This is a genomic window from Klebsiella sp. RHBSTW-00484 (assembly GCF_013705725.1).
In the GTDB taxonomy this organism is placed as follows: Bacteria; Pseudomonadota; Gammaproteobacteria; order Enterobacterales; family Enterobacteriaceae; genus Klebsiella.
On the sequence record NZ_CP055481.1, the window covers coordinates 5712308 to 5726005 of the forward strand.

At 52.8% G+C, this 13698-nt stretch carries 10 protein-coding genes and 3 pseudogenes; 2 read left to right on the forward strand and 11 right to left on the reverse strand.

Features of this window, described 5'->3' with window-relative positions; translation table 11 throughout:
• Position 1 precedes the first annotated feature (1 nt).
• The 3 genes and pseudogenes from HV213_RS26870 to HV213_RS26880 form a co-directional block, all read right to left on the reverse strand.
• The gene (locus tag HV213_RS26870; RefSeq protein ID WP_023336641.1) at positions 2-3175 is read right to left on the reverse strand and encodes an efflux RND transporter permease subunit; all 3174 of its coding nucleotides are present in this window, start codon (positions 3173-3175) and stop codon (positions 2-4) included.
• Positions 3175-4389 carry an efflux RND transporter periplasmic adaptor subunit gene (locus tag HV213_RS26875; RefSeq protein WP_023336640.1) on the reverse strand — a complete coding sequence of 405 codons (1215 nt, stop codon included), beginning with the start codon at positions 4387-4389 and terminating at the stop codon, positions 3175-3177. Before HV213_RS26875 ends, HV213_RS26870 begins: the two co-directional genes overlap by 1 nt.
• A 546-nt stretch (positions 4390-4935) precedes the next feature.
• Positions 4936-5061, reverse strand: a pseudogene (locus tag HV213_RS26880) (hypothetical protein); the annotation flags it as partial.
• Between the two features lie 272 nt (positions 5062-5333).
• Here HV213_RS26880 and HV213_RS26885 point away from each other — a divergent pair.
• A pseudogene (locus HV213_RS26885) lies at positions 5334-5720 on the forward strand (transposase); the annotation flags it as partial.
• Here HV213_RS26885 and tssB read toward each other — a convergent pair.
• The 7 genes and pseudogenes from tssB to HV213_RS26920 form a co-directional block, all read right to left on the reverse strand.
• Positions 5718-6022: pseudogene (gene tssB, locus HV213_RS26890) on the reverse strand (type VI secretion system contractile sheath small subunit); the annotation flags it as partial. The pseudogenes HV213_RS26885 and tssB sit on opposite strands and share 3 nt — an antisense overlap.
• 734 nt (positions 6023-6756) lie before the next feature.
• Entirely contained in the window at positions 6757-7362 is a 606-nt protein-coding gene (locus HV213_RS26895) for a DUF2913 family protein (protein WP_023336638.1), read from the reverse strand.
• Between the two features lie 76 nt (positions 7363-7438).
• Positions 7439-8005, reverse strand: a complete 567-nt coding sequence (locus tag HV213_RS26900) for a YagK/YfjJ domain-containing protein (RefSeq protein ID WP_009652434.1) — start codon at positions 8003-8005, stop codon at positions 7439-7441.
• A 75-nt stretch (positions 8006-8080) separates the two neighbouring features.
• Entirely contained in the window at positions 8081-8497 is a 417-nt protein-coding gene (locus HV213_RS26905; protein ID WP_009652429.1) for a putative zinc ribbon protein, read from the reverse strand.
• A complete protein-coding gene (locus tag HV213_RS26910; protein WP_016154451.1) occupies positions 8485-8904 on the reverse strand; it encodes a putative zinc ribbon protein in 420 nt (139 codons plus the stop codon). Before HV213_RS26910 ends, HV213_RS26905 begins: the two co-directional genes overlap by 13 nt.
• Positions 8905-9193: 289 nt before the next feature.
• Positions 9194-9433, reverse strand: a complete 240-nt coding sequence (locus HV213_RS26915) for a helix-turn-helix transcriptional regulator (protein ID WP_009652493.1) — start codon at positions 9431-9433, stop codon at positions 9194-9196.
• Between the two features lie 152 nt (positions 9434-9585).
• A complete protein-coding gene (locus tag HV213_RS26920; RefSeq protein ID WP_023336637.1) occupies positions 9586-10155 on the reverse strand; it encodes an inovirus Gp2 family protein in 570 nt (189 codons plus the stop codon).
• A gap of 302 nt (positions 10156-10457) precedes the next feature.
• Between HV213_RS26920 and HV213_RS26925 the strand changes: the two genes are divergently transcribed.
• On the forward strand, positions 10458-12227 hold the full coding sequence (locus HV213_RS26925) for an ATP-binding protein (RefSeq protein ID WP_232935412.1): 1770 nt from the start codon (positions 10458-10460) through the stop codon (positions 12225-12227).
• 162 nt (positions 12228-12389) lie between these two features.
• On the opposite strand, the gene HV213_RS26930 is transcribed toward HV213_RS26925, so the two are convergent.
• The gene (locus HV213_RS26930) at positions 12390-12788 is read right to left on the reverse strand and encodes a VOC family protein (protein ID WP_023336635.1); all 399 of its coding nucleotides are present in this window, start codon (positions 12786-12788) and stop codon (positions 12390-12392) included.
• Positions 12789-13698 lie beyond the last annotated feature (910 nt).

The window sequence follows — 13698 nt, forward strand, 5'->3', positions numbered from 1 at the left end:
GTCATGGTCGTGAATCACTGATTGCCCGCTGTGCCTGCTTGATTTCCCGGCGAATAACCAGCTTACGTACCACGACATAGAACACTGGCGTCAACAAGAGTCCGAACAGCGTCACCCCCAGCATCCCGGCAAACACGGCAATCCCCATGGCATGACGCATTTCCGCACCGGCACCGCTCGCGATCACCAAAGGCACAACCCCCGCAATAAATGCCAACGAAGTCATCAGTATCGGGCGCAGACGCAGGCGAGCGGCCTCCAGGACGGCAGCCAGAGGATCGACGCCTTCACTCTCTCTGGCACGAGCGAACTCGACTATCAGGATTGCGTTTTTCGCCGCCAGGCCCACCAGAACCACAAAACCAATCTGCGTGAAGATGTTGTTATCTCCATTCGATAGCCAAACCCCGGCGATCGCGGAAAGTAATGCCATTGGGGCAATTAATAGCACCGCAAACGGCAGTGACCAGCTGTTGTATTGTGCGGCCAGGATCAGGAACGCCAGGAATACCGCCAACGGGAAGATATACAGCGCCGAGTTGCCAGCCTGCTTCTCCTGGTAAGTCAGATCGGTCCATTCGAATGTCATCCCCTCAGGCAGCGTTTCACTAACGATCTTCTCAATAGCTGCCGTTGCCTGTCCGGAGGAGTAGCCTGGAGCTGGGCCACCCGTAATATCTGCCGACGGATAACCGTTGTAACGCATAACACGGTCTGGTCCAGAGGTACGGGTAATGTTCACCAGCGTTCCCAGTGGGATCATTTCACCCGTGGCATTACGCACTTTAAGCAACCCGATATCTTCAGGCTGCATACGGAATTGCGCATCTGCCTGAGTGATCACCCGATACGTACGACCGAAGCGGTTAAAGTCATTCACATACAGCGACCCCAGATTCACCTGTAATGTATCAAAGATATCGGTCAGTGCGACGCCCTGAGACTTGGCTTTCACGCGGTCGATATCAACCTGCAACTGAGGTGCGTTAGTCTGGAAACTGGCCATCATCCCTGCCAGTTCAGGGGCCTGCATGGCCTTAGCCATGACCATCCCTTGAACACGGGTCAGTTCTTCAAAGCCAAGCCCTGCCCGGTCTTCGATCTGGAGTTTAAATCCTCCCATACTGCCCAGCCCCGGTACCGGTGGTGGGGGGAAGATCCCAACAAAGCCGTCAGGTATCTGGCTAAATTTCCCCATCAGACTACCGGCAATAGCTGCTGCGGACAGCGAAGGGTCCTTACGTTCACTGAAGGGCTTCAGCATTGTAAACATCAATGCGGAGTTAGGCATGTTTGGGCCGTTTACCGACAACCCAGGAAACGCCACGACGCTTTCCACTCCAGGTTCTGCCAGCGCAATTCTGGACATTTCTTTCACTACGGCTTCCGTGCGATCCAACGAAGCGCCGGAAGGTAATTGAGCAATCCCAACCAGATAGTATTTATCCTGAGCGGGCACAAAACCGTTAGGAACCTGCTGGAACCCCAACAATGTCAGGCCCAGGAAACCGGCATACAGCACCAGCACGATGATACTACCGCGTACGGCCCGGCGGACTGCACCAACGTAGTTGTTCGACAATCTATCGAAGAAAGCGTTAAAGCGACGGAAGAAACCACCGAATACGCGATCCATGACGCGCGTCAACCTGTCGGCCTGCGCCATATCCTGATGAGGTCTAAGCAGCACTGATGCCAGAGCCGGCGATAACGTCAACGAGTTGATCGCAGATAAGATCGTCGAAATGGCGATGGTCAGCGCGAACTGGCGATAGAATTCCCCCTGCAATCCTGACAGGAACGCTGAAGGAATAAACACAGCTGCCAAAACGGAAGTAATGGCTAAAATAGGGCCGGTAACCTCGTCCATGGCCCTTCTTGCCGCTTCTTTCGGAGAACGGCCCTGCGCAATATGTCGTTCGACGTTTTCAACCACCACAATGGCATCATCGACAACGATACCTATCGATAACACCAGACCAAACAACGACAGCGTGTTGAGCGAAAAGCCGAACAAATACATGAGGGCGAAAGTACCGACCAACGAAATAGGTACCGCGACCAGAGGGATGATAGAAGCCCGCCAGGTTTGCAGGAACAGCATCACCACCAGTACCACCAACACCGTTGCCTCCAGCAACGTCATTGCCACTGATTTCAACGAGGCGCTGACAAACACTGTCGGGTCATAAGCGATACGATATTCGATACCTTCCGGGAAGTTGGCCTGCAACCTCGCCATCGTCGCCCGAACCGAGGCAGAGACGTCCAGCGCATTGGCGCCAGGCGTCATAACGATGTGCATACCCACGGCATTTTTATCATCCAGCAGGCTGCGCAGGGAATAGTTGTCCGATCCCAACTCCAGACGCGCAACATCGCGCAGGCGGGTAACCTGGCCATCAGCGCCAGCTTTGATCACAATATCGCCAAACTGCTCAACGGTGGTCAGACGCCCCTGGGCATTGATACTGACTTCAAAGGCAGAAGAGCTGTTCGGCTGTTGACCGACAGAACCGGCCGCGACCTGGACATTCTGCTCACGAATTGCAGCAGTCACATCACTGGCCGTTAAACCACGGGAAGCGACTTTGGTCGGATCCAGCCAGACACGCATCGCGTATTCACCCTCGCCTCCAAGCGTGACGCTGGCAATACCTGGCAAGCGTGATAGCTCATCACGCACGTTCAACATGGCATAGTTGGAAACATAAAGCGGATCGTAGCGATCGCCCTGCGCAAATATATGCACAACCATGAGGATATCCGGTGACGTTTTCTCCGTCACGACACCGATCTGCTGCACCTCAGGCGGCAAGCGCGGCAAGGCCCGAGAAACCCGGTTCTGCACCTGAATCTGCGCAATATCGGGGTCGGTTCCCTGCCGGAATGAAATCGTCAATACCATTCGACCGTCGGCAGACATCTGGGAACTCATGTACAACATGCCTTCCACCCCGTTGATTGCCTGTTCCAGTGGAGCAGCAACGGTGTCAGCAATCACTTTAGGGTTAGCACCAGGGTAGCTTGCCGAAACCTGCACGGTAGGCGGTGTTACCGATGGGTATTCACTCAGCGGAAGCTGAAAGAAAGCCAGAGCGCCAGCTATCAGCATAAACACCGATAACACAATCGCGAAAATAGGCCGCTGGATGAAGAAGTGTGGGAATTTCATTATTGGCCTCCCCCTTCAACGGAGCCGGCTTTTTCCCCCTCGCTAACCGACGCGCCAGAAGCCTGCATCGGGGTCAAACGCGGCGTCACCGCCATACCGGGACGCACCAGCCCCTTGATAATAATGTTCTCACCGGCTTTCAGGCCACTCTTGACCACGCGCAAACCATCAACCACCGCGCCCAGCTCAATCGGGCGATACTGCGCCTTATTATCCGCACCCACCACCAGGACATAGTTGCGTCCCTGATCGCTCCCTATCGCCTGATCGTCAATCAGAATCGCCTGATGTGCTGCACCGGTGGCCAGCTGCACGCGGGCAAAGGCGCCTGGCGTCAGTTTCCCATCTTCGTTAGGGATTACGGCACGTACCCTGACAGTACCGGTACTACGGTCGATCTGATTCCCGACAAAATCGAGCGTTCCCTGATGCGGGAAACCTTTTTCTGTCGCCAGCCCAACATGTACAGGTAAACGCTCTTCAACCTTATTTGCGGCGTCAGGACGTGCCTTGCTGACCGAATTAAGGAACGTCGCCTCGTCAATATCAAAGTAAGCGTATAGCGGATTGACGGAAACAATCGTTGTCAATAGCGTCGCAGATCCCGTACCACCGCCGCTGACCAGATTTCCCTCGGTCACCAGCATGCGATCCACACGGCCGGTAATCGGTGCCGCCACGCGCGAATAAGACAAGTCCAGTGTCGCCGCCGCAACCGCGGCCTTTGCAGCTTGCACCTCAGCCTGACGAGCATGACGTGTAGAAGTTGCGTCATCGTAATCTTTCCGGGATACCGCGCCATTGTTCACCAGCCGGCCAACTCGCTCAAAATCGCGATTGGCCTGGATAGCCAGCGCTTCTGCCTGCTTGAGTCGTGCTTGCGCGCTGTTAAGAGCCACCTGGAATGGACGAGGATCAATTTGGAACAGCAACTGCCCCTGACGTACTATGCTGCCTTCAGGTACGCTGACAGCGTCGATAGCACCGCCAACGCGTGGGCGTAGCTCTACGGTTTTTGGGGCCGCCAATGAACCGGTAAACTCTGCCGAAGGGACTATCTGACGCGAGAGCACTTCGGCTACGGGAACCTGGGGAGCCATAGGTGCGGCCGCTGCGGCCGGCTCATCGTTGCCGCCACTATCCCGGGCAAACGCAATCCCGGCAGTGGCGATGATTGCGGCCGACACAATCAGAACCCCAATTTTCATTTTCATAACAGTGATCCTTTCATATGCCACAGGCAGCCCCGGCCCATCCGAAAACGGCGCTGTAGCAATTTCTTACAAGGCTAAAGGTTGATGTTACTGGAAGGTCAAGCACACCAATTAAAAAAAATGAAAAACATCCAATCAGGCTTAATTAATATTTAATGTGTAAGCGTTAAACGAGCGCCGTATTGACGATTATTTATCGGGAAGAACCACGTTCCATGGAAGTAGTTCGGCCACTTTGTTGCTGGACTACTCCGGTAGTATGCTCAAGATATGGCGAAGGTAGTGACCCATGCAGCAATTGAGCTCACCGCTGAAGACTCACGCCAGACCTTCCCCCTTCTCCCGGGATAGCCGCCTGCGGCAGCATGTCATTCGTCATCGCGCTGCCAACCTGACCATTCAGAACCAGCGGCACAACATGCCGCATTTCTTTACGCAACTGGCTGATTTGATAGCGGGGGACCAGCAGATGATTGGTAGGTGCTTGGCTGTCCGCGTGTCTCCGGGGTCAGACACTGACCTTTACTGACAGCTGGCGGCCCCCATTAAGGTCGGAACCACAGTACTTGGCGGGCTGTGCTGCAGGCGCTGATACTGCCCCAGTACCAGTTCGGCGCTGTTCAGAACATTTAGCATCCAGAACGGGGACATGTCTGCCATGCGCTCGTTACTATAGGGCAGGATCGTCTACCGGGGTGGGGTCAGTCCATCAACGGCTCGGAAGTGTCTAGATTACCCGTGGCGATTCAAGAAGGTTGAATATGATTCCCGACTCATTAATGGAACGCTGCATGATGTTATGCATTACGGGTTGACATTACGATGTGACGGGCCGGGTTAGCTGTATGGAGCCTGTACACAAGTTTGTGTAATTGCCTGATTTTGATATGTTCAATTCAACATCAAAAGCAGGTTACTTTATGGACGAAAAACAGTTGTAGGCTCTGGCTAACGAACTGACCAAAAATCTCAAAACCCCTGACGATCTCACCCAGTTCGATCGCCTGCTGAAAAAAATCAGCGTTGAGCGCCGCCTCAACGCCGAAATGCTCCATCACCTCGGCTACGGTAAACATCAGTCTAAACCGGGTGCCAACTCCCGCAACGGCTATTTCACAAAAACCGTTACCACCGGCGATGGCCCGCTGGAACTGCGTACGCCGTGCGATCGTGACGGCTCCTTCGAGCCCCAACTGGTGAAGAAAAACCAGACCCGGATCACCGGGATGGATAACCAAATCCTGTCACTGTACGCCAAAGGGATGACCACCCGTGAGATAGTGGCTGCGTTCAAAGAGTTGTATGACGCGGATGTCTCACCGACGCTGGTAGTCCTTCATGCTCCGGAAGGTCAGACTGATGTTGTCTTCACTGCCATCATCAGCAAGCGTGTTTTTAACGGTAAGATTGACTTTTGGGGAATATTCAGAAATGACAGAATCACAATTATTTTTATTCAAATCAACTTTTTTGCGCTCAGACAAGGGGCAGACTCCTGACCATTACTGAAGTCGCCCGCCACGAGCAATTTCAGGGGGAGCTCCGTTTTCTTGCTCGCACCACCGGTATGCAAATCAAGTTTTAAATTAATACGCGCTTTAGGGATTTCGGACTGAAAGGAAGAATTAGACATGGCTGTCCCTGTTCTATGGAGTGATAGAAACGGTCAATGCCAGTGAAAAATAAATAAGAAAAAATTACCCAGCCAGAACAACTTTCCGGTTCGCGTCATCCGACGTAAATAAAAATCCCGGAACCAAAAAAAGCGGGCGCATTCCATCCACCAGCATGTCGACACTGTATTTTCTGGGTATTTGTCTGAAATGAAAAATTTCGGATAAGGCCCAATGGCTGGAGTTTGGGAACGTTCCCTGCCAGATCGAAAATGAAAAAATGTAACAAAGATTTACACTCCTGGCTTTTAACAAAAAAATATCATCTTTCTGATTTATAAGAATTTTCCACCATAACCCTTCAGGCCCCGCGGGATAAGGATGTACAGAAAATGATCAATTTGGCTTAGGGTGTATATTTGTACAAAATATCACCAGTCACGTGAAATATCTGATTTTGTACTTTTATCAGAAATTGAGAAGCTGGACGTGACTGAGCATGTGAAAAACTGGCGACAGTTTCAGGTTTCCATCATTTCTTATTATTCACGTAAACCGGGCTTATTTATTTTTTTCAGATTAAAGGAATTGCAACGCCCGGACTTTACGCATATCTCATACCTGTACCAGCGATATGAATATCTCAGCCGCCGGTGCATTAGCGCGACCAGGAACAACACCCGTTCGGTTTACAGAAAGACAGACGTGGACAGTGATGAGCTTTGCTGCGGGTTGAGAACGGTTGTTTTACTGCTCAAGGTTGTAACACGATCCGATTCGACTCCAGCATGACAGCCGACAGTGTATGAGCCGCAAAAACAGCCATACAGGCTGACAAGTCGCCATTCACAAGAAACTCAACCGGCGCAACGAGTTTCCCTCCATCCGAAAATCCGCAGGTCAGTGCCGACTTCCTTACCAGCAGTGCATTCGCATCGCTGTATTCCAGGACCAGAAGCGTTTCATTGTCCCAGTCCCTGTCACTCACCGCTGCATTGACCCAGCCCCGCGATTTAAGCTGTTCAATTGCGTACGTCAGCCGATACAAATCCGACTGCGCTGACACCGGTCCGGTGCACGAAGACCACAGATATTCCAGACGACTGAATAAGCTGGCGGCAAGGCCTTTGTTACGCCCCAGCGTCAGCAATCCCTCAATATCAGATGCGATTGCACGTGGAAACCGTTTTTGCTTATACGCCACCGTTAACCAGCGCAGTATAAATGCATGCGTGCTGAGTGGCGACAATGCCTGACCATCCTGCTGAGCGGTACGTAAGGCGACAAGGGCGCACCAGGCGAAATGCGCAAGTGCTGTGACGGTTTGTTCCGGGGGTAAGGTATCGTGAGCTTTTTTCATTCAGGGATTATATCGGCGCTGCAGACACCGGGGAAGACCTGGATAACTCCCCCATTAATTAGAGAAGCTATTACTTTCACGGACAAATCATCCCCGTTCTGGCCGTTGCTATTGGCTCTGACATGGCCTTAACATGCACGGTAAGCTGGTTAAAGGGTGTTGCGAAGACTCCCTGAGCGACGCGGTTAATAATGATCTGCGTCATACTCGTTACGCCGTCAGTGCAGGCGGTACCGGTCACCTTTTGCCATGCGTCGGCGATGATGGCGTTAAGCCCCGGAGGCGCACTGTCGGTCAGTTGCAGGTTTCGCCCTGTACCCAGCGTATCGAGATTGAGCAGCAGCACCATTTTGCACTCCGGTGCGCTGGCCGTCTCCCATATCCAGCGTAACAGCGTCGGGAGTGAACGATGTCGTGCCTGCTGACGCTGGCGCGAATATTCGCCGGTGCGCTGCCAGACTTCAGAGTGAAAACGCAGAATCAATGACCGGTATTCGCTCATGGCTTCACGATACGGTAGCGCCAGCGTAAAGCTGAATGCCGCCAGTCGCGGGTAATGGTCAACGGCCTGTTGCAGAAATGCACGCGTGCTGACGGCATCCGCGCTGACAGCATCAGACGCCCGTATGTAAGAATGATTCATAATGCAGACTCTCTTTAGGTTAAATCAGGGAGGACACCGCCTCTACGGCGGTATCTGGTTCATAAAGACGGGGAACTATCTGGTACTGCAGCAGTAGTTTCTCTGCCAGTGCGCTTCTTCGATGCTGTAGATACCAGTCAGACACCGGGGACAGTGCTTCACGCCCTGGTAATGGTCGCCGCACCACACGCAGTACCAGGAGAGCACCATTACCGTCGCTTCCAGCCCGTTGATGAGACTGCGCAGCTTTCGGTGCCGGGCTTCGGTTTTCACTTCCGGGTCAAGGTGGGCGCAGGCCATCAGCACATGCCGGGCCACGCTCTGCTGGTCATGTTCAAACCACGGCGGCTCCCCGTATGTCCCCGCATGGAGCACCAGTCGACAGCCGCAGGACGCGCAGCTCCATATCTGCCCCGGCGCACTCACGGCCTCCCCGGCTGTCGCGAAGTGGCCTTCGCGGTCATTGGCCAGATAACATTTCAGCATGCGCATGCCGTCACTTCCTCTATCCGGTTGGTATCAGCACGCACATCACTGTGCTCGCCCGTCCGGCAGGTGAGGCAGTAGCGCTCACCGTGGTAATCACTGCCGCAGCCGTGACAGTGCCAGTCTGCGTAGAAAACCAGGGGACGGGCTTCCGGTACATAAGACTGCAGTTGCCGGATATGGCGGGTCTCCCTCACCCCGGGCTTTACATACGGGCAGTGCTGTCGACCGTTCTCCGAAAGCTTTGCTGCATGATGTTCAAACCACGGACGTTCGGTGTCGTATTCAGGATGGTACTGCAGGGCACTGGCACACAGATGGCAGCTGTAGCGGTCATACGGCGCGGTCTGCGCGGTTATGGCTCCCGTGAGACGGCCGTTGCCGTCCAGAGCCATAAACGATTTTGCATACATAGTGGTACTCTCCTTACCGCCAGACGACACGCAGGCGTCAGCCGTCCCGGTACGGGCAGCGTGGCAGGGTGAATGGCGGTTCAGTTATGCGTTAGCGGGTCGGTACGGTTGGTGGTCGGCACCGGAATACAGAAAGGTTACGGTTGCGCAGGTGCGTCGGTGGGTCTGAAACAAACGGGACAGGGTCTGGCGCCACAGTACTGTCGCCGGCAACGGGGACACGTCCAGCGAACCGGGATGGCCTGTGGCTGAGTGCGGCGTCGTTTTTCCATTCAGATATCCTCCCTGCTCAGACGCCACGGGAATCAGCAATACGCTGCTGCATCCAGGCTTCCACCTCGCTTCTGCGCCAGCGGGAGCTGCGCCCCAGCTTGATGGGTTTCGGAAACAACCCGTCGCCAATCAGTTTGTAAAACCATTTGTCGGTCATCCCGGTAAACGTGGTGATAAAGGTCATGTCGATAAGCGGGTCCTGAGCTGAAAGCAGTGTGTCAGGGCTGGCATTAATATTCGTATTCAACGTGGTCATGGTATTTTTCTCCCTCTGAGGATATGGCTATCGGGAGACGTCCGGTGGAGGTTGAATCATGGGGTTACCGGTTCGCCTCAGAGGATAGGGGAACGTTGTAAAAAATTACCCGGCCCGTACGGTCAGGCCTGGTGAATCGATGTATGCCTGGCTCAGCCGCGGCTGCAACCGAAATTACGTTCACCATCACCGGTGACTTTGGTTTCGCGTTTGGCAAGATAAGCGGCCTGCGCCAGCGCCTGTTGAAGCTCTGTGGTATTACCACGCGTCAGCCAGGACACCGGGCTCTTAGGGAAGCGGGCCAGAACGGCATGCGCCTGTGCATCCACCTTCAGGGCACTGCACCACGCCTGTTTAATCATACCTGCAAGCGAATCCGGGTCTTTGTAATCTCCCGGTCCGCACCACGTATCGCGGTTCAGCAACAGCACCGCGTGGTAATGCTTCTTCCCTTTGATTTCACCAAACTCCCGCGCCCAGACAAAACGTAGCGTGGTCGGCCAGACGCGTTTGCCCTCGCGACGTTGCCGCGCCTGAAGGGCATCAATCCGGGCTTTCAGGGAATCGGTGAAACGGGAGATAACGGCCGCATCGGTGGCCGCTGGCGTATCCGGCAGACGGAGGTCAACACGCAGGGCCAGTAATCGGGTGTAAGCGTTAAGTGCACAACTGAAGGTATCGGCGATGCGTTGCTGCCAGAAAGGGTCGTATGTGTAACTCATTAAAATGGACTCCGGTGGGTTATCGTTCATAACCATTACCGGTGCCGTTAAAAAATACTTTTCGGGAAGCCTGCCATCGTAGTACCGGACCAGATTGCCGTGTACCACATGAAAATATCGTCACCCTTCACGGTACTGTTCGCTTAAATCCGGAGATAAATCAAACAGCCGTCAATAAAAATGTTCATCTGCCCGGTAAAATAACGGGCAGTTCAACTGAGCTGTTTCAGCAAAAGGGAAAAGACATGCGACTGAAAAGTGTGGCAGTTAAAAATTTTCGCTGTTATGCACAGGAAGTAAGTGTGGAGTTTGATGACCTGACAACCTTTGTCGGACGCAACGACATTGGCAAATCGACGATCCTTGAAGCGCTGGAGATCTTCTTCAACAACAGCGTGGTATCAATCGAAAAAGGCGATGCCTGTATTCACAGCGGACAGGACAATGTGGAGATCACCTGCGAGTTTATCGATCTTCCCCCTTCCCTCACGCTGGATTCCGGCGCGGAAACCACGCTCCAGGAAGAGTTTCTGCTGACGGGGACCGGCTCACTGAAAATCCGCAAGATCTTTAACTGCAGTAACAAAAAACCGACCGCAGAGATTTTTGTCATTGCAAACCACCCTGCTGCTGCCGGTTTTCAGAATCTCCTGGAACTGAAGGAAAAAGAGCTTCAGGCCAGGGTGAAAGAACTGGGACTCGATGTTTCGCTTAAGGGGAATCCCGGGATGCGAAAAGCCATATGGGCGGCATCATCAGATCTGCAACTGACAGAAACAGGACTCCTCATAAGCAAAGCCAAAGAAGACACAAAACGCATCTGGGACCAAATCGAGAGCTGGTTGCCCATGTTTGCTCTTTTCCAGAGCGACAGAAGCAGCAGGGATTCCGACGATGAAGTACAAAGCCCGATGAAAGCCGCCATTACGGCTGCACTGGCCGAAGTCCAGGACGACATTGCCAGGATCCAGTTGCGTGTCCAGCAAAAGGCTGAAGAGATTGCCCGAAACACACATGAGGCGCTGAAAACCATTGAACCCGGCCTGGCGAGAGAACTTACTCCCGAGTTTACACCTCCCACTCCGGCAAAATGGCAGGGGCTGTTCTCCGTTGGTCTCAACACTGACGGAGGGATCCCGCTGAATAAACGTGGCAGCGGCGTCCGTCGTCTGGTGCTGGTGAGCTTTTTTAAGGCCGAAGCAGAACGACGACTTAAGTCCAGCAATCGCCGCAGTATCATCTACGCCATTGAAGAGCCCGAAACTTCACAGCACCCTAATTACCAGCGGATCCTGATTGAGTCATTTAAATCCCTGTCTCTCGAAACCGGCTGCCAGGTTATCCTTACCACGCACAGTCCGGGCTTTGCTGCAGAGCTACCGGGTGACAGTATTCGCTTTGTTTCCCGTAATGCTGAAACGGGTCAACCAACCATTCAGGCTGGCGCTGATGTTTTCGGCATCGTCACGGATACGCTGGGCGTCACACCAGACAACCGGGTCAGACTGCTGTTCTGCGTGGAAGGGCCGACCGATGTCGCTGCCTTTAAGGCTCTCAGTAAAGCGCTGCATGCAGAAGACAACACCCTTCCTGACCTGGAGAATGACGAACGTGTGGCGTTTATCGTACTGGGTGGCGGAACGCTCAAGCACTGGGTCAATGAAAATTATCTTCGTGCCCTTAACCGCAGGGAGATTCATATCTACGACCGTGATGTGCCTGCTTATGCTGACGCGGTGAATGCCGTTAATGCACGAGCCAACGGATGCTGGGCGGCTCAGACGCTAAAACACGAGGTCGAAAGCTATCTTCATCCCGATGCCATTCACGAAGCCTTTGGTGTGATGATCGACGTCACCGACCATCCTGTCGGCGGTAAGGCTACCCCTAAAGTGTTTGCGGAAGCGTATTCACTGGCTCAGCGATTTGATGGCGTGATGAAAGATAACGCCGCCAAAGCCCGTCTCGCAGAGCGGGCATTTCCCTTAATGACAGCAGCACGTATCCATGAACGCGATCCGGAAGGTGAAGTGATCGGCTGGATGCGCAGGATACGTGACATGATCCAGTGACAAAGGCCAGCCCGGCTCATACCAAAACGCCGGTCTGAAGGTTAGCAGGCAACGATAACCTGGAGAGGCACACTGCATAATCCTGATCCCCAGGACAAACGGTGCGCCTCCAGAAACGATGGATGATTACCTGGCCACTGTTCATCCATCGTTATTTTCACCCTATTGCATTTCTGGCTTTCGGTACAGACTCCCCTGACCGGAGGCTGCCCGCGCCCACAGTTCCTCATCGCTGAGCGAGGTTTCAATCAGCTCAATGGGCACACCGCAATCATCGATGACCGCCACCTGATAATCGTCGATAGGTTCATAAGGCCCCAGAATAACTGTTTCACCCGCAATCGCCTCAGCCAGACTGTTGACCTTAAACGCCACATGCGGAACCGTTTTCAGTAACGGATGCAGGGGTGAGTCATCGGTAAAGCGATGCCACTGCACCCGAAACTTACCTGGATTATCGGTGGTATACATCCCGGCTTTCGCACTGAACTTGCCTGCGGTGTCACCGTCCTGAACCGGTATACCGAAATGATGAAATTCATACTCTACATTTGCTTTCATGAAATGGTTTTGTCCTTAGCTGATTCAGTACCAGGTAAATTACCCGAACAATACGAAACGCAGTAGCAACCAGCATCAGTTTAAACGCGCTGTAACGCATCAGGAGCGACGTATTCATTCTATCTACAGATTTCCACTACCGTGTTATTCAATACGGTTATATAGCCTTACAGAAAGCCTCAAAGACATACATAATCATAAGACTCCGTCGTTTTAGCCAATAACGCAAAATCAGTGCGTTAGTTATTCTTCGTAAAGATACCCGTCAGCCATTTTTAATAATTCACTGCAGGCATTCCCTTTGGCGAATTAATTAAGTCAGGAGTACCAGCCCGGGCTATTACTCCCGTTACAGGCTACAGCCTCTACTGTATAGTTAACTGACGTAAACAATATCCGGATACGCACCACAATGATTAGCACAGTCCACTCAGTGATTACTGATGAACGTATTACCGGCCATAGTCAGCCAGGGTAGAAGAACGTTATGCCTGCCGGATAGCGCTAATAACGTTAATAACGCTCACCAGATACTGAGTGCGGGTTAACTGCCAGCACATACACGGACTCATCTGATAACCGCCATATCCTGCTTAATGAAGGTTTACGCACCAGTGACAATATCTCCCGGTCTGATGATTGCCTGCTAACGTATTGGAATACCCCGCTACCACAGACATCGAATAAACGACAATGCTGTTATCACGTCGTTATTCTCACTTTATAATCCTTACACCTTTAACGCTTCCCGACTCAGTTACAGTCATCATAAGTGCTCCCACGATTAAGACTGTTCACTGATTCAGTACCTTTCAACATCGGTAATCGTTACCATCTTCTCTCAGACAGTATATCGACTAAACAGCATTACTTACCTCTTACCCTTAAGTAACCTTTGAAGTTAATCCTT

Bases quoted from the DNA above. Each gene is read 5' to 3' on its own strand.
- HV213_RS26915 (WP_009652493.1), bottom strand. From the start codon at position 9,433: ATGACCACGTTGAATACGAATATTAATGCCAGCCCTGACACACTGCTT.
- HV213_RS26905 (WP_009652429.1), bottom strand. From the start codon at position 8,497: ATGCGCATGCTGAAATGTTATCTGGCCAATGACCGCGAAGGCCACTTC.
- HV213_RS26900 (WP_009652434.1), bottom strand. From the start codon at position 8,005: ATGAATCATTCTTACATACGGGCGTCTGATGCTGTCAGCGCGGATGCC.
- HV213_RS26870 (WP_023336641.1), bottom strand. From the start codon at position 3,175: ATGAAATTCCCACACTTCTTCATCCAGCGGCCTATTTTCGCGATTGTG.
- HV213_RS26910 (WP_016154451.1), bottom strand. From the start codon at position 8,904: ATGTATGCAAAATCGTTTATGGCTCTGGACGGCAACGGCCGTCTCACG.
- HV213_RS26920 (WP_023336637.1), bottom strand. From the start codon at position 10,155: ATGAGTTACACATACGACCCTTTCTGGCAGCAACGCATCGCCGATACC.
- HV213_RS26895 (WP_023336638.1), bottom strand. From the start codon at position 7,362: ATGAAAAAAGCTCACGATACCTTACCCCCGGAACAAACCGTCACAGCA.
- HV213_RS26930 (WP_023336635.1), bottom strand. From the start codon at position 12,788: ATGAAAGCAAATGTAGAGTATGAATTTCATCATTTCGGTATACCGGTT.
- HV213_RS26875 (WP_023336640.1), bottom strand. From the start codon at position 4,389: ATGAAAATGAAAATTGGGGTTCTGATTGTGTCGGCCGCAATCATCGCC.